Below are 17763 nucleotides of genomic sequence, written 5' to 3' on the forward strand. Positions count from 1 at the left end.
CCACCACCCGCCCGCCGGGCCGGCGGGCGGCGTTGACCATGAAGTTCTGGCGGCGACACGCCGGGCCGGGACGCCATAACTTCTTGATCAACTTGGGCTGGGTCAGGACCCGGGCCGGCCCCCGGCCAGGGCCGGGGGCCGGGTGGGTGAATGGGTTAGCGGCGGTTGTAGCGGTACATGGTCAGGGTGCCGAAGACGACCACGAAGCCGGCGCTCCACAGCAGCAGCCACATGGTGTTCGTCGGGTCCGAGGAGCCGGACATCGCCGAACGGACCGCCGCCACCAGGTGGGTGATCGGGTTGACCTTCACGAACGCCTGCAACCAGCCCGGCATGGTGGCCGGCTCGACGAAGACGTTGCTGAGGAAGGTCAGCGGGAACAGCACCATCATGCTGACCCCCATCACCGACTTCTCGCTGCGCAGGGTCAGGCCGAAGAACGTCCACACCCAGGAGAACGCGAACGAGAAGACCACCAGCAGCCCGATCCCGGCGACCACGCCGAGCACCCCGCCGTCCGGGCGGAAGCCCAGCACCAGCCCGACGCCGAGGATGACCACGGCGGCGAGGATGTACCGCAGCACGTCCCCGAAGATCATCCCGACCAGGGCCGCCGGCCGCCACACCGGCAGGGTGCGGATCCGGTCGAAGACGCCCTTCTCGATGTCGTTGTTGAGCCCGACACCGGTGTACATGGTGATCATCACGACGCTGGTGACCATGATGCCGGGCAGGAAGAACTGCAGGTAGTCACGCGGGCTGTCGGCGAGGGCACCGCCGAACAGGTACGTGAACATCAGCACCATGATGATCGGGAACGCCGTCACGTCGAACAGCTGCTCGGGCACGTGCTTGATCTTCAACATGGCCCGCCAGCCGAACGTCAGCGACGCCGACAGGGCACTCGGCCTCGGCGGTCGTGCTCCGGGCGCGAGGACGGTCGCCAGCGCCTCGGCGGACGGGACGTAGACCGACGGCGGGCGCGCGGTCGTCGTGGTGGCGGTGTCGCTCATCGGGCTGCCTCCAGCTGCTCGTCCCGCTCGTCGGCCGGGGTGGCGGGGTGGTCGGTCAGGGCCAGGAAGACCTCGTCCAGGCTCGGCTGGCCGAGGGAGAAGTCGTCGACGACGATGCCGGCGCGGACCAGGTCGGCCAGGGCGCGGGCAGCCTGCTCGCTGGCCGCCAGGTCGGAGCCCTCGCCGCCGACCCGCGCGGTCAGCGCGACCGGGTCGGGCTCGAGCTGCACCGGTACGCCGAGCGCGCTGGTCAGCACCTTCTCGGCCGCCGGTCGCTGCCCGGCGTCACGCAGGCGCAGGTGGACGGTGCCGGAGCCGACCGACGACTTCAGCTCGCCCGGGGTGCCCTCCGCGATCACCCGGCCGTGGTCGACCACCGCGATGCGACCGGCGAGCTGGTCGGCCTCGTCCAGGTACTGCGTGGTCAGCAGCACCGTGGTGCCGTGCGCGACGACCGCCCGGACGATCTCCCACACCTGGTTGCGACTGCGCGGGTCCAGCCCGGTCGTCGGCTCGTCCAGGAAAAGCAGATCCGGCGTGTTGAGGATGCTCGCCGCGATGTCGAGGCGTCGCCGCATGCCGCCGGAGTATTTCTTGACCTGCCGCTCGGTCGCCTCGGTCAGCCCGAACGCGGACAGCAGGCTCTCCGCCCGCTCCCGCGCGGCCGGCTTGCGCAGCCCGAGCAGCCGGCCCAGGAGCACCAGGTTCTCCATCCCGGTCAGGTCCTCGTCGACCGAGGCGTACTGGCCGGTCAGGCTCACCCGGGAGCGGACCGCGTCGGCGTCGCCGACCACGTCGTGGCCGAACACGCGGGCCCGCCCGCCGTCCGGGCGCAGCAGCGTCGCCAGCACCCGTACGGCGGTGGTCTTGCCCGCGCCGTTGGGGCCGAGCACGCCGTAGACGGTGCCCGCCGGGACCTGCAGGTCGAGGCCGTCGAGCGCCTTGGTCGTGCCGAATGTCTTGCGCAGGCCTTCGGCCTCCACGGCCAGGCCGGTGGTGCGCGTACTCATGATCTCTACCTTTCCTCGGGTGTCTCAGCAGGCGTACGGGCGGGCCCCGCGGCCCTCCCGCAGTGCCAGGCCCCACCAGGCGAGCTGGTCGAGCAGGACGGCGGCGTCCCGGCCGAGCCGGTCCTCGGCGAGCGGGGTGGGCCCGCCGCAGAGCAGGTCGACGCCGACGATGTCCCGGACGGTCGTCGCGTGCAGCGCGGTGAAGACCGTGCGGAGCTGGTCCACCGCGTGCAGACCCAGGGAACCGCACCCGTACGACACGAAACCGACCGGCTTCGCCTGCCACTCGTCGTACGCGTAGTCGATCGCCTGTTTCAACGACGCCGGGAAGCTGTGGTTGTACTCGGGCGTGACCACGACGAAAGCCTCCGCCCGACCCACCGCCGTCGTGAAGGACCGCATGGCCGGTGTCGCCTCCGCCGGCCAGGTGGCCGGGAAGTCGTAGTCGGCCAGGTCGAGGACGGTCACCGCGAGCTCGCCCCGCTGCCGGGCCCGTTCGACGAACCAGCGTGCGACCTCCGCGCCGGCCCGCCCCTCCCGGGTGCTGCCGACGATCACGGCGACGTGCAGCGGCGTCATGGCGTCCTCCCTTCACCCAGGAGGCGCCAGACGGCCCGCCAGATCCGATCTGGCGGCCGGCCTGTCGGGGGCGGGTGCTCCACTGGGCGGGTGGACGGGATGCGCATCGTGCCGTGGCAGCTCGACGACCTCGACCTGCTGCGGCAGCTCAACGCGCCGGAGATCCGGCGGCACACCGGCGGGCCGGAGACCGACGAGCAGGTGGTGGCCCGCAACGACCGGTACGCGCGGTTCGCCGGCACCGGCGGCGGCTGCATGTACGCGATCGTGCTGCCCGACGGGACGAAGGCCGGCAGCGTGGGCTACTGGGAGCGGGAGTGGCGCGGCGAGCAGGTCTACGAGCTGGGGTGGGCGGTGCTGGCCGCGTACCAGGGGAGGGGGCTGGCCACCGCCGCGGTGCGCGCGGTGCTCGACGTGGCCGGCGCCCGGCGGACCCGTCGCCATGCGCACGCCTACCCGTCGGTCGACAACCACGCCTCCAACGCGGTCTGCCGGCGGGCCGGGTTCGTGCTGCTCGGGCCGACGGACTTCGAGTACCCGCCGGGCAGCGTGATGCGGGTCAACGACTGGCGGGCCGACCTCAGCGGCGAAGGGTCTTCCGCAGGTGGACGGCGTAGCGGCCGTTGATGTTCTCGCGTTCCGTCTCGACGTAGCCCAGGCGCTCGTAGCGCGCGATGTTGGCGAGCATCTTCTCGTTGGTGTAGAGCCGCAGTGCGGGGAGGCCGAGCGCGCGGGCCCGGTCCTCGGCGAAGGCCAGCAGGCGCCGGCCCAGGCCCCGACCCTGGGCCGCCGGGCTGACCGCGACGTTCTCGACGAGCAGGACGCCGTCCTCGGGGACGAGCACGATGAGGCCCTCGACCGGGTTCGGGACCCACACCCGGCCCGCCGCGATGAGCGCGGCGTAGTCGGCGCTCATCGGCAGCGGCGGCACGCCGATCACCTCGATCCACGGGGTGTACGCGGCGCTGACCACGGCCTCGACCGCGGTGCGGTCGGCCGGGACGGCAGGACGGATCATCAGGCAATGATGCTCCGGTGGCCGGTGGCCGGTGGCCGGTGGCCGGTGGCCGGTGGCCGGTGGCCGGTGGCCGGCGGCCGGCGGCGGGAAAGCCGGTGCGGACCGCTCGGCCCGCACCGGTCGGCGCGGCGGCGGGTCAGGCCGGGATGTAGTCGAACGTGTCCGGGTTCGGGCCCTGCCGGCCGGCCTCCCCCTTGTCCAGGGCCGTGATCCGCTCCATCGTCGCGTCGTCCAGCTCGAAGTCGAAGATCTGGAAGTTCTCCTCGATCCGCTTCGGCGTGACGGACTTCGGGAAGACGATGTCGCCGCGCTGCACGTGCCAGCGCAGCACCACCTGCGCCACCGTCCGCCCCAGCTCGTCGGCGATGTCGACCAGAGTCGGGTCGCCCAGCACCCGGCCCTGCGCGATCGGCGCCCACGCCTCGGTCAGGATGCCGTGCGCCCGGTCGTACGCGCGCACCTCCTCGTTGCCGAAGTACGGGTGCGCCTCGATCTGGTTGACCGCCGGCACCGTCCCCGTCTCGGCGGCCAGCCGCTCCAGGTGCGGCACCTGGAAGTTCGACACCCCGATCGAGCGGGCCCGGCCGTCGCCGCGGAACTCTTCGAGGGTCTTCCAGGTCGACACGAAGTCCCCGCCGTACCGGGTGGGCAGCGGCCAGTGGATGAGGAAGAGGTCGACGTAGTCGGTCTTCAGCTCGGTCAGCGTGGACTCGAACGCCCGGCGCGCGTCGTCCGGCCGGTGGAAGGGGTTGTTCAGCTTGCTGGTGATGAAGACCTCGCCGCGATCCAGCCCCGATTCGCGGACGGCCTGACCCACCTCGGCCTCGTTGCCGTACATCTGGGCGGTGTCGATGTGCCGGTAGCCCACGTCCAGCGCGTGCCGCACCGCCCGCACCGTCTCCGCGGGCGGGACCTGGAACACCCCGAAGCCGAGTTGCGGGATGGTGTTGCCGTCGTTCAGGGCGATGGCGGGTACCGTGTTGGCCACTGCGGCTCCTCACACCGTTGTCGGGGGGCGTCACGACGGTAGCGCTTTCCCGGCCGTGACGCGGTCACCGGAAGTCCCGTACCCGGCCGGGGACGGTTCCTCACCACCGGCCGCACCCGGGATGGACGTCCCGCACCGTGCCGGCGCCAGCCCCCGCCCCGGCGGAGCGCGGGACCGCGGCGAGGCCAGGCGGGGCCGCGGCGGCGGTCAGCCGGCCAGCTCGGCGGGCACCAGGTGCCGGACGAGGTCCTCGTCCGGCCGGTATGCGCTCGCGCTGTGGATCCACTCGTCCGGGATGCCCGGCCGGTAGAAGCGCACCCAGTCGACGTCCGCCTTCAGGTCGGGGGCGGGGGTGTCGGAGGTCCAGCTGGGGTAGGCGTTCACGCCCCACTGCAGCCGCTCGGGCAGATCGGCACGGTCGTAGCGGGCGCCCACCCGCCAGCTCTGCCCGGGCAACCGGTAGCGGCTCACCACCGCGCCGCCGGCCCGGGCGAGCGCCAGGTCGACCCAGCCGGGGGCGCCGGGCAGCAGCCGCAGCCGCGACTGGCCGTCACGGGTGCTCTTGACCTCGAGCTGCGGCTGGCCGCCCACGCCGGTGCCGGTGGTGATGAAGACCCAGTCGTTGCGGTCGGAGCCAGCGCCACCCGGTCAGGTCCGGGCCGTCGAACTCGAAACCGTCCACCTCGACCGGTGCGCTGACCGGCGGCTCATTCTCGGCCTGCGGGGTGGCGGCGGTGCTCGGCCCGCAGGCGCTGAGCAGCAGCGCCGCGCAGGCGGCACCCACGGCGAGTCGTGGCGACACGGAGGGCTCCCTTCGTCGGTCGAGAAGGGAACCTTCTGGGCCGACGCGGCGGTTCGCGGCCGGGCGGCACCCGTGGCCGAACCGTTACGCCGCCAGGTCGGCGAGCGCCCGCACCGAGCGCCAGTTGCGGGTGGTCGCCACGACGCCGAGGTGCTTCTCCAGGTAGGCGTTGGTGAACTTCGACCGGCCGTAGCCGCCGTCGGGGTAGTGCAGGAACACCTCCCGCCCGGTGACGGTGAACGCCACGTTCTCGCCGCCGGGCACGGTGAGCCCGGTGACCGCCGACGCCGCCGGCGCGGTGGCGAGGAAGGTCACGTGCAGCTTCGTCGGATCGTCCTCGCGGTCGGCGTACGGGTTGCCGCCGGCCAGGGCCGCCAGCTCGCGACCGCTGCGGACCAGCACGGGCACGGTGACCGCCAGCTCGGCGAGGGCCCGCTCGATGCCTCGGGCGAGGGCTTCCGCGTCGCGGACGCCGCTGTTGAACACCACGTTCCCGCTCTGCAGGTACGTCTTCACGTCCGTGTGCCCGAGGTCGGCGACGACGCGGCGCAGGTCGGCCATGCCGACCCGGACGCCCCCGACGTTGACCCCGCGCAGTAGCGCCACCCAGCGCGTCATGCCCTTCTCCCTCCGCCGCCGGAGCAGGCCGTTCGGCCCTCCGCCTCGGCTGAACAGTCCTTTGATTCGTCCACAGTGTGAACCAGGATGGCCGGAACATCCGGCGCACGGGGGTGCGGGAAGCCGGATAACCGCAGGGGAAGGACGTGGCACATCGTGGTGCCTTTCTCAGGTAGGAGGTTGCTCGCCGCCATCGCGGCCAGCACCCTCCTGGGAACGGTGGCGCTGGCAAGCCCGGCGCTGGCGGACCCGAACAACAACTCGGTCAAGAAGCTGACCAAGGCGGTGACGGTGAAGGGGGTGCTCAAGCACCTCGACGCCTTCCAGGGCATCGCGAACGCCAACAACAGCACGCGCGCCTCCGGAAGCCCGGGTTACGACGCGAGCGCCGACTACGTGGCCGGGCTGTTGAAAAAGGCCGGTTACCAGGTGACGCGGCAGCCGTTCGACTTCCCGTTCTTCGAGGAGTTCGGCTCGTCGTTCGCCCAGGTGGCGCCGAATCCGACCACGTACTCCGACGGGGTCGACTACCTGCTGATGAGCTACTCCGGCGACGGGGTCGGGCAGGGTCAGGTCGTCCCGATCGACCTCAACCTCACGCCGCCGCGCGCCTCGACGTCGGGCTGCGAGGCCGGTGACTTCGCCGGCGTCGACGTGGTCGGCAAGATCGCTCTGATGCAGCGCGGTAGCTGCGACTTCGGGGTCAAGGCCACCAACGCCGCGGCTGCCGGCGCGGTCGGCGCGATCATCATGAACCAGGGCAACGGTACGCCGGAGGCCAACGTCGACCGCTACGAGCTCTTCGGCGGCACCCTCAGCGGGCCCGTCAGCATCCCGACGGTCTCGGTGTCGTACTACCTCGGCGAGCAGTTCGCGGCGACGCCGGGGCTGGTGGTCCGCATCGAGGCCGACACCATCTCGGAGGTCCGCAGCACCGAGAACGTGTTCGCCCAGACCCGCAACGGCCGCACCGACAACGTGGTCATGGCCGGGGCGCACCTGGACTCGGATCCCGCGGGACCGGGCTACAACGACAACGGCACCGGCAGCGCCGCCCTGCTCGAGGTCGCGCTGCAGATGGCGAAGGTGAAGCCGAACAACGCGGTCCGCTTCGCCTGGTGGGGCGCGGAGGAGGCCGGCCTGTTCGGCAGCCAGTACTACGTGGACAGCCTGTCCGAGCGGCAGGTCGCCGACATCGCCCTCTACCTCAACTTCGACATGATCGGCTCGCCGAACTACGTCTTCGGGGTGTACGACGGCGACGACTCGGCGAACGAGGGCTCCGGCCCGGGCCCGGAGGGCTCGGCACAGGTCGAGAAGGTGTTCGAGGACTTCTTCGCCTCCCGTGACCTGCCGACCGTCCCGGCCGATTTCACCGGCCGCTCGGACTACGGAGCGTTCATCGACGTCGGTATCCCGTCCGGCGGTCTCTTCACCGGCGCGGAGGGCCGCAAGACGGCCGCCGAGGCCGAGCTGTTCGGTGGTGTGGTGGGGGAGTCCTACGACCCCTGCTACCACCAGGCGTGTGACAGCCGTACGCCGGTCGCCGACGGTGGCGACGCCGCACTGTACGGAGCGCTGGACGCCGAGTACGACCTGCACGGCAACGTCAACGTCTTCGCGCTCGACGTCAACGCCGACGCGGTCGCCGCCGCGGTGATCACGTTCGCGTTCGACACCTCGACCGTGAACGGCGTGCGGTCCCCGGGCAAGTCGCACGGCAAGGCCGGCGGCAGGCACGCGCACGGACCGGCCTCGGCGTAGTCCAGCCGTTCCACCGATCGGGTCGGGCCCCTCCTCGGGCCCGGCCCGATCGCTCTTCCCTGGCCGTCAGCGCGGGCAGGCCGGCTTGCACGCTAGTACGTAACTTCGTATTATCGACGCATGGCGGAGATCGAAGAGCGGTTGGCGGCCCTGGAGGCGCAGGTCGCCGCCCTGGCCGAGCAGATCGCCGGCGGCCCGCCCGTCGCGCCGGCACCGGCCGACGAGGTCTTCTGGGCGCTCGAAGGGCTCAAGCAGCGCCTCCCGGCCGGGAGCGACGGCGCCGTCCTCTACACCGGGGCGGTCCGCCTCCAGGGGCAGCACCACGACTGGCAGTACGCGCTGTTCGTCGACGACGTGCTCGCCGCCGACTGGACGGAGCTGGCCGCCACCCTGTCCGCACTGGGCCACCCGGTGCGGCTGCGGCTGCTGCGCGAGGTGCTCGGCGGCCGGCACGCCACGGCCGAACTGGCCGAGATCGAAGGACTGGGCACCACCGGACAGCTCCACCACCACCTGCGCCAGCTCACCGCCGCCGGCTGGCTGCGCAGCGCCGGGCGGGGCCGGCACACCGTGCCCGCCGACCGGGTCGTCCCGCTGCTGGCCATCCTCACCGCGGCCCGCCGCTGAGCGCCCGCCGGTGCGGGCGCCAGCCACCAGCCACCCTGACGTGCCCACCGCTCGCCACCGACGAAGGGAGCATCATGCGCAAGCCGATCGCCCTCGCCCTGGTCGTCGGCCTCGTCGCGGCGGTCGTCGCCGTCGGCCTGCTGCCCCGCCCACCCCGGCTGACCGCCCAGCAGACCGGCGACGCCGACCTGGCCGGCGCCGTCCGGGCCGCAGTGGACGACCCGCGGGGCCACCGCGGTCTCGCCGTCGCGCTCGTCGAGGACGGTCAGCTGCGCACCGCCGGGCTGGGCGACCGCGACCCGGACGGCGCGCCGGTCGAGCCGCGCACGCCGTTCGAGATCGGCTCGATCGGCAAGGCGCTCACCGGCATGCTGCTCGCCGAGCGGACCGCCGCCGGCGCCGTACGCCCCGACGAGCGGCTCGCCACCGTGCTGCCCGGCGTCGAAGGCCCGACCGGCGAGGTCACTCTCGCTGAGCTGGCCAGCCACCGCTCAGGGCTGCCTCGGCTCGCCCTCTCGGCGCCCGAGTTCGCGCGGCTGTGGTGGGCGAGCCTGACCGCCGGCAACCCGTACGCCCGCTGGGACGCCGACCGGATCGTCGCGGCCGCCGGCGACCAGGAGCCCGGTGCCGGTCGCGGCCAGGTGTCGTACTCCAACTTCGGGGTGGCGCTGCTCGGGCAGGCACTGGCCGGGCAGGCCGGCACCGGCTACCCCGAGCTGCTGAACCGGGAGGTCCTGCAACCGCTCGGCATGGCGCACACCGTGGCCGCCGGCGACGGCCTGCCGCCGGGCCGGGCTGTCGGGTCGACCGCCGGTGGCCGGGTCGCCGAGCCCTGGGTCGGCAGCGGGTACGCGCCCGCCGGCATGGGCCTCTGGTCCACCGCCGAGGATCTGGCCCGGTTGGTCGGCGCGATGCTGGCCGGCAGCGCCCCCGGCGCCGACGCGGCCACCCCCCGGTTCACCGACGACGAGCGCACCCGGGTCGGGTACGGCTGGTTCACCACCCGCCACGGCGACCGGGAGGTCGTCTGGCACAACGGCGGCACCGGCGGCTTCCGGTCGTACGTCGGGTTCGAGCGGGCCACCGGGCGAGGCGTGGTCGTGCTCGGCAACACCGACCGCGACGTGGACGACCTCGGGCTGCGGCTGCTCGGCGTACCCGAGCAGCCGACCGACGGCGAGCCACCGGCGCTACCGGACTGGGTCGGCATCGGCATCGCGGTCGTGTTCCCGGTCCTCGGCGGGTCGAGTCTGCTGTGGACGCTGCGCACGGCGCGGGACCGGCTCACGCTGGCGCCCGCCGTCGCCTGGGCGCTGCTCTACCCCGCGCTCGGTCACCGGCTGGGCGACTGGTCGGCAGTTCCCCGTTGGTACTGGCTGCTCGGCGTTGGGCTGTCCGCCGCCGCGCTCGTCCCGGCCGCGTCCCGCTGGCGCGCGCTGCCGGTCCTCGCCGGTGCGCCGCGGTGGCGCCGCCTGACCGGACTGGCCGGTTCCGTCGCCCTGGTCGCCGGGGCGGTCGCAGCCGTCGTGGCATGACGGCCGCCGAGCACGAATCAGGCCGCGAGCCCCCCGGCGAGCGCCACCCGCATCGGCCGGTGGCGTTCACCCGGCGACCGGCAGCACCACCTCGTTGCGGCGTAGGAACCACGGCCGCCACGGCAGGTCGTGCCGCGCGTACCGGACCGCCCCGACCGGGTGCAGGCGGGCCGCGGTGACCGCCCGGCCGAGCGCGGTGGCCCGCCGGTCGAACGCTGCCGCCGTGCCCCGCCCGGTGAACCGGACGGCGGCGGCGAGGTGCGCGGGCAGCTGCCGGGTACGGACCCGCGGGTCGGCCGGCTCGGGCAGGGCGGCGGGGGTGAACCCGGTGGGCAGCGCGAGCCGCACCAGCCAGCAGCCCGGCCGGTCGCTCTCCTCCTGCACCACCGGCGCGGCCGTCGGCTGTGCCTCCTGGACCACCCCCGTGCCCGGCCGCCGTCGGGACCGGTTCGCTCCGGTCAGGTACGCCGACAGCGGCCGCAGCGCGTCCCGGGCGACCCGGTCGAACTCCCCCTCGACGAGCACCTCGGCCACCAGGTGGGCGGGGTAGCGGCGCAGCTCGAAGCCGGGGTGGCGGGCCACCACGCGGTACGGCTGCTGCTGGGTCATCGCGCACTCCCGGGGGCACGTGTAACGGCAACGCTACCGTCCGTGACTACGCGTTCTCAGGAGAAGTCGCGTCCCTGCTCCGGGACCGACCGGGTGAGCCGCCAGTACTGCTTGCCGCCGGTGTCGCGGACGACCACCCCGCAGCGGGCCAGCTCGGCCCGCAACTCCTTCGCCTCCCCGTCACGGTCCTTGTCGAGGGCGCGCTGCCGCGCCCGCAGCAGCGCCTCCCCGCCCGCCGGCAGGCCGGGCAGCCCCGGCACCCAGATCCGGTACGCGTCCCGGTGCGGATCCGCGTCGGTCCACGGCCAGCCCTGGGACCGGAACGCCGCCGCGAGCCGCCCGGCCGGCAGGTCGGACTTCTCGGCGACCAACTCGCTGTCGTCCGCGCCGAGCAGCACCAGCCGCTTCCCGTCGACGAACACCGCCCGGACGTCCCGCCGCGCCACCTCCCGTTCGGGGCCATGGGGCCGGCGCAGCCGGACCCGTTCCCGGTCCACGGTGACGCTGAGCCGTTCGGCGGTGCCGAAGCCCGCCACCACCAGGCCGGCGAGCACGCCCAGCGCCACTGTGCCGACCGTCGCGTACGGCTCGGGCAGCCGGGTGGCCAGCATGAACAGCCACCGGAACGGCACCCATTCCTGCTCGACGAGCCAGCCGGAGGCGGCCACGAGCGCCCAGCCGGCCGCCGCCCCGACCGCCGGGAAGCCGCCCCACAGCACCGCCAGCTCCGCCCGACCGCCGTTCACGACGGCAGGGGCGTTCAGGCCGTCCATCCTCACGCCACCTCACGCCGCATCGTGCGCAGCAGACCGGCAGCCAGCGGCAGGACCATCCAGACCAGCAGCGACACGGCGAGCCGGGCCCACTGGTCACCGGTGACGTCGGGGGTGAACAGCGGCTCCATCGTCCGGCCGGTGTCCAGCCAGCCGGCCGGGCCGCGCAGCGGGCGGATCATCTCGCCGAGCACCGACCAGAGGGTCGGCAGGAGCAGGTAGGCCACGATCGCCAGCGGGGTGTTGAGCAGCAGCAGGCCGAAGCCGGCCCCCATCAGCACGTTGGTGACCTGGACGACGGCGGCGTGCAGGACCAGGGTCCCCTCGATCCGCCAGGTGCCGGCCCCACCGGTCGCGCCGGCGATCGCGGTGCCGGCCGCCGCGGTGGCCAGGCTGGTCACCGTCGAGGCGGCGGCCGCCAGGACGAGAGCGGCGAGCTTCGCGACGATCACCCGTTCCCGGCGGGGGACCAGCGCGAACGTGGTCAGCGCGGCGCGCTGCGACCACTCGGCGGTGATCGACAGGATGCCCAGCACCGGCAGCAACAGCCCCACCGGCAGCAGCGACGCGGTGAAGAACGCGCCGAAGGTCTGCTCGGCGTCGGGCGCCCAGATCAGCTGGACGGCGGCCAGGACGGCGGTGCCGAGCCCGATGGCGACCAGCAGCCAGAACCCGGCCCGGGTGTCGGCGAGCTTGCGCAGCTCCACGCCGGTGAGCCGGAGCAGCGACGGCCCGGGCACCTGCCGAGCCGGGCGGAAGCTGTCGGCCGGTGCCGGGTTGCCGGCTGCGGTCGCGGCGGTGCTGGTCATCGGGCGGCCTCCACTGGCGTCGAGTTGGTGGTGAGGGAGAGGAAGAGCTGCTCCAGGCCGCTGCCCTCGGCGGGGCGCAGCTCGCTGAGCGGTACGCCCGCGTCGGCCGCCGCCTGGCCGACCGCCTCCGGGGCGGCCGGCACCAGCACCGACCCGTCGGTGCCGGCGGTCGCCGCGAGCCCGGCGGCGTCCAGGGCGCGGCGCAGCGCCGCGCCGTCCCGCGCCCGGACCAGCGTCCGGTCACCGGCGAGCAGCTCCTCCTTGCCGCCCTGGGCCACGATCCGGCCGCCCCCGATGACCACCAGCCGGTCCGCGACCGCCTCCACCTCGCGCAGCAGGTGGGAGGAGAGCAGCACGGTGCCGCCCCGGTCGGCGAAGTCGCGCAGCAGGCCGCGCATCCAGAAGATCCCCTCCGGGTCCAGGCCGTTGGCCGGCTCGTCGAGGATCAGCACGCGGGGGTCGCCCAGCAGGGCGTGCGCCAGGCCGAGCCGCTGCCGCATGCCGAGCGAGTACGCCCGCACCCGGCGCTTCGCGGCCGTGCCGTCCAGCCCGACCAGGTCCAGCCTGGCCGCCACCTCCCGCCGGTCCACGCCCATCGTGGCGGCCGCCACGGCCAGCGCCTCCCGGCCGGTACGCCCGGCGTGCTGGGCCGACGCGTCGAGCAGCACCCCGACCTCCCGGCCCGGGTTGGGCAGCTGCCGGTACGGCCGGCCGAGCACGGTGGCGGCGCCACCGCTGGGCGGCGTGAGCCCGCAGATCATCCGCATGGTGGTGGACTTGCCGGCGCCGTTCGGCCCCAGGAACCCGGTCACGGTGCCCGGCTCGCAGCGGAACGACACGTCGTCGACGGCGGTGTGCCGCCCGTACCGTTTGGTCAGGTGTTCGACGCTGATCATGCGGTCCAGGCTGCCCGCGCCGCCCGGCGGCCGGCAGCGGCCGGCGGTCGCCGACCGGTCGACCAAGGTCGCCGCCGCCCGTCGACTTTGGTAGCTGGCCGGGCGCTCCGCCGGCTGCCTAGGCTGGTGGGGTGACCAGCACCGCCGTACCGGAACATCCCTGGCTGCTGCCGGGTTCGCTGGCCACCGGCGGACGGCCCGGCCGTGGCCCCCGCCGCACCACCCGGGACTGGGTGGTCGACGTGATCGCGTTCCTGCTCTCCCTCGGCTGGGTGCTCTGGGCCACCGCGGACGCCCTCTCGCCCGACCCGCAGGCCGCGGTGCCGCTGGAGCCGCGCTGGCTGGTGGCCGTCGACGCGGTGCTCGGGCTCGCCTGCTGCGCGCTGCTCTGGGTACGCCGCCGCTGGCCGCTCGCGTTGGCCGTCGCGACCCTGCCGCTGACCGCGTTCTCGATGGCGGGCGCGGTCCCGCTGCTGATCATCTACTTCACGGTCGTGGTGCACTGCCGCACGGCCGCCGCGCTCGCGGTCACCGCCGGCGGCCTGCTGACCAATTTCGCCTTCTCCTACCTCCGCCCGGATCCCGACCTGTCGTTCTGGCAGAACACGGTGTGGGGCGTGGCCATCGCGGCCACCGTGCTGGCGTGGGGGATGTTCGTCCGGGCCCGCCGGCAGCTGGTCGTCTCGCTGCGCGAGCGCGCCGAGCGGGCCGAGGCCGAGCAGCAGCTCCGGGTGGCGCAGGCCCGGCAGCTGGAGCGCACCCGCATCGCCCGGGAGATGCACGACGTGCTCGCACACCGGATCTCCCTGCTCAGCCTGCACGCCGGAGCGCTGGAGTTCCGCCCGGACGCCCCGGCGGAGGAGGTGGCGCGGGCCGCCGCGGTGATCCGCGCCAGCGCCCACTCCGCCCTGGCGGACCTGCGGGAGGTGATCGGCGTCCTGCGCGCGGAGAACCCGCCCGCCGACGGCCCGGAGCGCCCCCAGCCGACCCTGGCCGACGTGCCGGCGCTGATCGAGGAGTCCCGCACGGCGGGGGTCCGGGTGGACACCGTCGACCGGGTCGCCGCCCCGGACCGGGTGCCCGCGGCGGTCGGGCGCAGCGCGTACCGGATCGTGCAGGAGGGGCTGACCAACGCCCGCAAGCACGCGGCCGGCGCCTCGGTCGCCGTCGAGCTGGCCGGCGCGCCGGGCGACGGCCTGGCCGTGGAGATCCGCAACCGCTGGCCGGTCGGCGGCACCGTGGCGCCGGACCTGCCCGGCACCGGCACCGGCCTGGTCGGCATCGCCGAACGGGTCAACCTGGCCGGCGGCCGGCTGGTGTACGGGCGGGACGACTCCGGCGACTTCCGGCTCGCCGCGTGGCTGCCGTGGCCGGCGTGACGCCGCCGTCGGAGCCGGACGGCGCGGCGGGTCCGGTCCGGGTGCTCATCGTCGACGACGACCCCCTGGTCCGGGCGGCGCTGTCGATGATCCTCGGCGGCGCCCCCGACCTGACCGTGGTGGGTGAGGCCGCCGACGGCTCGGAGGTCCCCGACGCCGTCGCGACGTACGCGCCGGACGTCGTGCTGATGGACATCCGGATGCCCCGGCTCGACGGGCTGGCCGCGACCGAGGCGCTGCGGGCCGCGCCCGACCCGCCCGAGGTGCTCGTGCTGACCACGTTCGACGCGGACGAGCAGGTGTTGCGGGCGCTGCGCGCCGGGGCGGCCGGTTTCCTGCTCAAGGACACCGCGCCCGCCGAGATCGTCCGGGCCGTCAAACGGGTCGCGGCGGGGGAGGCCACCCTGTCCCCGACGGTCACCCGGCAGCTCATCGCGCACGTCACCGGCGCCGGCGGCGCGGATCCGCGCCGGGACCGGGCCCGGCGCCAGCTCGCCACGCTCAGCGAGCGGGAGCGGGAGGTCGCCGTCGCGCTCGGCCAGGGCCGCAGCAACGCCGAGATCGCCGCCGAGCTGTTCATGAGCGTGGCCACCGCCAAGGCGTACGTGTCGCGGCTGCTGGTGAAGCTGGAGCTGAACAACCGGGTCCAGGTGGCGCTGCTGGTCCACGACGCCGGCCTGGCCTGATCGCGAATACTCTCACCGCTGATACCTCCAGCGCTGGAAGTATCAGCGGTGAGAGCATGGCGGCTTCATGGGTCGGACCCGGGAACTCGCCGCGTTCGGCGATGCTGCAACGGGTGGCGCGGGGCGCCCGGGCGTTCGCCGCTGATGCTCGGTGCGGGGTGGCCGCCAACGGGGTCCAGGCGGTGTCGCCGGAGGACCTGCTGATCGGGTACCGGGATTGAACCTTCCGGCGGCGGGGGACGTACTCCCGGCCGAGGATGTGGTGCGGCGCGTCAGCCGCGCCGCTACCGGAGCTGCGGGAGGCCTACCGTGCGAGTTGGTGAGCAGTCGACGGATCCCATCGACCAGGTGCTGGGTGAGGTGCCGGTGCCGGTGCCGCTGACCCCCGAGGACGTCCGGCTCGCGGTCCGGGCGGTCGTCGTCCACGCCGCCGAGGAGTGGCCCTCCGGGCCGCTGTGCCGCAACGACGGCGCGACCTACCCGTGCCGCCTGCACCGCTGGGGTCGGCGGGTCCTGGAGACACACGGCCTCAACGAGCGGCAGATCGACGCTCTGATCCGGCACGGCAACCCGTTCGTGCACGTGCCGTTCCCGTTCACGATCAACGGGCCCGCGCCGGCCCGCACCCCGGCGCCGGCCCGTCCCCCGGTGCCGGCCCGCACCCCGGCGCCGGCCCGACCCGCGTATCCCGCCCGGGGCCAGGTGGCCTCCCGGGTGGTCGCGCCCGGCGCGCGGCCCGCGGTCCGGCCCACCGCTCCGGGCCGTACGGCTCCGGCGGCCACCCCGCGCTGGCCCCGGGCGAGCTGAGGCGGAGGTACGTCCGCGCGGCCCGGCGAGACGACGCCGACCCGGGTCGGGGATTTCCCCACCCCGGACCGGGTCGGCGTCGCCGTCGTCGACGGTTCAGTCCAGGCGGGCGTTGGTGCGGTTGCCCACCCCGCAGTTCGGTGCCGACCAGACGGTCGTGTTGGCCGTGTTGTCGCGGTTGTTCTCCCGGCGCGAGTCCACGTGGACGTGGTCGCCGTGGCCGGGCGCGCCGGGCCCGAGGATGCCGCTGAAACCGCGGTTGCGGGCGTCGCGGGCCACGTCGCACAGCGAGCGGCTGCGCGACACCACGTCGGCGGCGGTGCCGTAGAGGTGCTGGCTGTCCCGCGCCCCGCCGACCTGGTTGTTGCAGGCCCGGCTGCGGAAGCCGCTGGTCACGTAGAGCGGGCGGTCACCGAGGCTGCGGCGTAGCGCCTCCAGCTTCCACATGGTGCGCAGGGCGTTCTGCCGCGTCTCGGCGGCGGAGAGCGGCCCCCCGGTCCAGCCGCCCCGGCCGCAGCCGTCGTCCAGCTCGCTCCAGCTGAAGTGCCGGGGCGTGCAGTCGTTGTCCTGCAACTCGTAGATCTTGCGGTACGTCTGCGGGCCGGCGATGCCGTCGACCCGCAACCCGTACGCCGACTGGAAGCGCCGGACCGCGGCGGCGGTCTTCGGCCCGTACCGGCCGTCGAGTTCGACGATGTCGCGGTTGCCGGCCCACCCGGCCACGCGGAGTTGCAGCTGGCGGACGTCGTCGCCGGACCGCCCTTGGTAGAGGTTGCGGTGCCAGGTGTAGCAGGCGTCGGCGTGGGCGGCCGGTGCGGCGACCACGGAGGCGATCGCGGCCCCGGGCAGCGCCAGGGCGAACGCGACGGCGGCCCGCTTCAGGGTCTTCATGCGCACAGAAGTCCTCCCGATAGGAGTGCGAATGGGATTTGGGACATCGACCGGGACGTCCCGCTATTTCCACCCTGACACTGATCCGTCGCTTAGGAGGGGACTAACGAGAATTGTCCTCAGATTCCGCGCAGGCCGGGTCGTACCTGGGAATTGGGGCCATTTGTAAACCGCCCATCCGTTCCCGGACGAGCGCAGTGGTGCGGGAATGGAGCGGAACGTCGCTTCCCGGCACACCGTGGGTGATGTTCCCGCCGCGCCCGGAGCCGGTAACGTCAGCGCCGCCGGTGAGGGGAGGTGGACGCGTGGCGCGTGGCGGCGTCTTCTGTGTCGAGGGCCAGTGGCACCGGGACCTCAACGAGCGCGGCTCCGTCCTGCCCACCCTGGAGCTGCTGGAGCGCCTGGGGAAGATCCGCTTCATCCACAAGGACGCGGCGACCCGGGACGAGCTGTTCTACTTCGTCGACCGCTGGCTGCTCAAGCAGTACGCCGACTACCGGGTCGGGTTCTTCGCGATGCACGGCGAGCCGAGCCGGCTCTGCCTCACCGACTGGGAGTCGGTGCCGCTGGCCGACGTGGCGGAGCGGATGGCCGGCCGCTGCGAGGGACGGCGTCTCTATTTCGGCAGCTGTTCGGTGCTGCGCGCCTCCGACGCGGTTCTGCGCACCTTCCTGGAAACCACCGGAGCGGCTCTGATCTGCGGTTTTACCCGCGAGGTCGACTGGGTCGAATCGGCGGCCTTCGAAACTGTTCTGCTCGACGTGTTGGCCAACGGGCAGCGGCACAACGCCGCCGAACTCCGGATGGGTTCGGCGCACTGGGCGCCGCTCGCCTCGTACCTCGGCTTCCGGGTGATCTACGCCAACGGCCGGGCCTGGCGCCCGTCGGTCCGGCCCCGGGTTCCCACTCAACCGGGGGGCCGCGCTGCGGTGACGCCGGAGCGCTGACAGAATCGGCCG

General features: G+C 73.9%; 21 protein-coding genes. 8 read left to right on the forward strand and 13 right to left on the reverse strand.

Annotated features, from left to right (window positions below; translation table 11 throughout):
- Positions 1-155 precede the first annotated feature (155 nt).
- Genes EV376_RS10390 through EV376_RS10400 form a run of 3 tightly spaced genes read right to left on the reverse strand, consistent with a single transcriptional unit; the run spans position 156 to position 2602 of the window.
- Entirely contained in the window at positions 156-1013 is an 858-nt protein-coding gene (locus EV376_RS10390; protein ID WP_130322132.1) for an ABC transporter permease, read from the reverse strand.
- Positions 1010-2023 carry an ATP-binding cassette domain-containing protein gene (locus tag EV376_RS10395; protein ID WP_130322134.1) on the reverse strand — a complete coding sequence of 338 codons (1014 nt, stop codon included), beginning with the start codon at positions 2021-2023 and terminating at the stop codon, positions 1010-1012. Before EV376_RS10395 ends, EV376_RS10390 begins: the two co-directional genes overlap by 4 nt.
- Before the next feature lie 24 nt (positions 2024-2047).
- On the reverse strand, positions 2048-2602 hold the full coding sequence (locus EV376_RS10400; protein WP_130322135.1) for an NAD(P)H-dependent oxidoreductase: 555 nt from the start codon (positions 2600-2602) through the stop codon (positions 2048-2050).
- A 99-nt stretch (positions 2603-2701) separates the two neighbouring features.
- On the opposite strand from EV376_RS10400, the gene EV376_RS10405 reads away from it, so the two are divergent.
- Positions 2702-3229, forward strand: a complete 528-nt coding sequence (locus EV376_RS10405) for a GNAT family N-acetyltransferase (RefSeq protein ID WP_130322137.1) — start codon at positions 2702-2704, stop codon at positions 3227-3229.
- Here EV376_RS10405 and EV376_RS10410 read toward each other — a convergent pair.
- The 5 genes from EV376_RS10410 to EV376_RS10425 all read right to left on the reverse strand — a co-directional run bounded on the left by EV376_RS10410 (position 3183) and on the right by EV376_RS10425 (position 6028).
- Positions 3183-3620, reverse strand: coding sequence for a GNAT family N-acetyltransferase (locus EV376_RS10410; protein WP_130322139.1), 438 nt, complete (start codon positions 3618-3620; stop codon positions 3183-3185). The two genes, EV376_RS10405 and EV376_RS10410, sit on opposite strands and share 47 nt — an antisense overlap.
- A gap of 136 nt (positions 3621-3756) precedes the next feature.
- A complete protein-coding gene (locus EV376_RS10415) occupies positions 3757-4608 on the reverse strand; it encodes an aldo/keto reductase (protein WP_130322141.1) in 852 nt (283 codons plus the stop codon).
- Positions 4609-4815: 207 nt separating this feature from the next.
- The gene (locus EV376_RS10420; RefSeq protein WP_130322143.1) at positions 4816-5199 is read right to left on the reverse strand and encodes a hypothetical protein; all 384 of its coding nucleotides are present in this window, start codon (positions 5197-5199) and stop codon (positions 4816-4818) included.
- On the reverse strand, positions 5159-5410 hold the full coding sequence (locus tag EV376_RS30155) for a hypothetical protein (RefSeq protein WP_165437980.1): 252 nt from the start codon (positions 5408-5410) through the stop codon (positions 5159-5161). Before EV376_RS30155 ends, EV376_RS10420 begins: the two co-directional genes overlap by 41 nt.
- A gap of 84 nt (positions 5411-5494) precedes the next feature.
- Positions 5495-6028 (reverse strand): DUF1697 domain-containing protein, encoded by a 534-nt coding sequence (locus EV376_RS10425; protein WP_130322145.1) that lies wholly within the window; start codon positions 6026-6028, stop codon positions 5495-5497.
- Between the two features lie 180 nt (positions 6029-6208).
- Here EV376_RS10425 and EV376_RS10430 point away from each other — a divergent pair, with 180 nt between their 5' ends.
- From EV376_RS10430 to EV376_RS10440, 3 genes are all read left to right on the forward strand, one after another.
- On the forward strand, positions 6209-7792 hold the full coding sequence (locus EV376_RS10430; RefSeq protein ID WP_207228114.1) for a M28 family peptidase: 1584 nt from the start codon (positions 6209-6211) through the stop codon (positions 7790-7792).
- Positions 7793-7912: 120 nt separating this feature from the next.
- Positions 7913-8419 (forward strand): winged helix-turn-helix domain-containing protein, encoded by a 507-nt coding sequence (locus EV376_RS10435; RefSeq protein ID WP_130322149.1) that lies wholly within the window; start codon positions 7913-7915, stop codon positions 8417-8419.
- A 74-nt stretch (positions 8420-8493) separates the two neighbouring features.
- Positions 8494-9954, forward strand: a complete 1461-nt coding sequence (locus EV376_RS10440; RefSeq protein ID WP_130322151.1) for a serine hydrolase domain-containing protein — start codon at positions 8494-8496, stop codon at positions 9952-9954.
- A 66-nt stretch (positions 9955-10020) separates the two neighbouring features.
- Here EV376_RS10440 and EV376_RS10445 read toward each other — a convergent pair whose 3' ends face one another.
- The 4 genes from EV376_RS10445 to EV376_RS10460 are packed head-to-tail and all read right to left on the reverse strand — an operon-like array spanning position 10021 to position 13041.
- Positions 10021-10563: an SOUL family heme-binding protein gene (locus EV376_RS10445; protein ID WP_130322153.1), complete on the reverse strand. Its 543-nt coding sequence runs from the start codon at positions 10561-10563 to the stop codon at positions 10021-10023.
- Positions 10564-10619: 56 nt separating this feature from the next.
- Positions 10620-11336, reverse strand: a complete 717-nt coding sequence (locus tag EV376_RS10450; protein ID WP_130322155.1) for a YqeB family protein — start codon at positions 11334-11336, stop codon at positions 10620-10622.
- Between the two features lie 2 nt (positions 11337-11338).
- Positions 11339-12145 (reverse strand): ABC transporter permease, encoded by an 807-nt coding sequence (locus EV376_RS10455; protein ID WP_486482580.1) that lies wholly within the window; start codon positions 12143-12145, stop codon positions 11339-11341.
- Complete coding sequence (locus EV376_RS10460) at positions 12142-13041, reverse strand: ATP-binding cassette domain-containing protein (protein ID WP_130322157.1); 900 nt, start codon at positions 13039-13041, stop codon at positions 12142-12144. The genes EV376_RS10455 and EV376_RS10460 overlap by 4 nt, the downstream gene beginning before the upstream one ends.
- A 131-nt stretch (positions 13042-13172) precedes the next feature.
- On the opposite strand from EV376_RS10460, the gene EV376_RS10465 reads away from it, so the two are divergent.
- From EV376_RS10465 to EV376_RS10475, 3 genes are all read left to right on the forward strand, one after another.
- The gene (locus EV376_RS10465) at positions 13173-14420 is read left to right on the forward strand and encodes a histidine kinase (protein ID WP_130322159.1); all 1248 of its coding nucleotides are present in this window, start codon (positions 13173-13175) and stop codon (positions 14418-14420) included.
- A complete protein-coding gene (locus EV376_RS10470; RefSeq protein WP_130322161.1) occupies positions 14399-15106 on the forward strand; it encodes a response regulator transcription factor in 708 nt (235 codons plus the stop codon). Before EV376_RS10465 ends, EV376_RS10470 begins: the two co-directional genes overlap by 22 nt.
- Before the next feature lie 309 nt (positions 15107-15415).
- Positions 15416-15913, forward strand: a complete 498-nt coding sequence (locus tag EV376_RS10475) for a hypothetical protein (protein WP_130322163.1) — start codon at positions 15416-15418, stop codon at positions 15911-15913.
- 96 nt (positions 15914-16009) lie between these two features.
- Here the strand turns inward: EV376_RS10475 and EV376_RS10480 are convergent, their stop codons facing one another.
- Positions 16010-16810, reverse strand: a complete 801-nt coding sequence (locus EV376_RS10480) for a M15 family metallopeptidase (RefSeq protein WP_130322165.1) — start codon at positions 16808-16810, stop codon at positions 16010-16012.
- A gap of 299 nt (positions 16811-17109) precedes the next feature.
- Between EV376_RS10480 and EV376_RS10485 the strand changes: the two genes are divergently transcribed.
- Positions 17110-17751: a DUF6642 family protein gene (locus tag EV376_RS10485; RefSeq protein WP_130322167.1), complete on the forward strand. Its 642-nt coding sequence runs from the start codon at positions 17110-17112 to the stop codon at positions 17749-17751.
- Positions 17752-17763 lie beyond the last annotated feature (12 nt).

The sequence above is a fragment of the Micromonospora sp. CNZ295 genome, from assembly GCF_004217535.1.

Coding starts and splice junctions, on each gene's coding strand:
- EV376_RS10390 (WP_130322132.1), bottom strand. CDS start 1,013: ATGAGCGACACCGCCACCACGACGACCGCGCGCCCGCCGTCGGTCTAC.
- EV376_RS10395 (WP_130322134.1), bottom strand. CDS start 2,023: ATGAGTACGCGCACCACCGGCCTGGCCGTGGAGGCCGAAGGCCTGCGC.
- EV376_RS10400 (WP_130322135.1), bottom strand. CDS start 2,602: ATGACGCCGCTGCACGTCGCCGTGATCGTCGGCAGCACCCGGGAGGGG.
- EV376_RS10405 (WP_130322137.1), top strand. CDS start 2,702: ATGCGCATCGTGCCGTGGCAGCTCGACGACCTCGACCTGCTGCGGCAG.
- EV376_RS10410 (WP_130322139.1), bottom strand. CDS start 3,620: ATGATCCGTCCTGCCGTCCCGGCCGACCGCACCGCGGTCGAGGCCGTG.
- EV376_RS10425 (WP_130322145.1), bottom strand. CDS start 6,028: ATGACGCGCTGGGTGGCGCTACTGCGCGGGGTCAACGTCGGGGGCGTC.
- EV376_RS10435 (WP_130322149.1), top strand. CDS start 7,913: ATGGCGGAGATCGAAGAGCGGTTGGCGGCCCTGGAGGCGCAGGTCGCC.
- EV376_RS10440 (WP_130322151.1), top strand. CDS start 8,494: ATGCGCAAGCCGATCGCCCTCGCCCTGGTCGTCGGCCTCGTCGCGGCG.
- EV376_RS10445 (WP_130322153.1), bottom strand. CDS start 10,563: ATGACCCAGCAGCAGCCGTACCGCGTGGTGGCCCGCCACCCCGGCTTC.
- EV376_RS10450 (WP_130322155.1), bottom strand. CDS start 11,336: ATGGACGGCCTGAACGCCCCTGCCGTCGTGAACGGCGGTCGGGCGGAG.
- EV376_RS10455 (WP_486482580.1), bottom strand. CDS start 12,145: ATGACCAGCACCGCCGCGACCGCAGCCGGCAACCCGGCACCGGCCGAC.
- EV376_RS10460 (WP_130322157.1), bottom strand. CDS start 13,041: ATGATCAGCGTCGAACACCTGACCAAACGGTACGGGCGGCACACCGCC.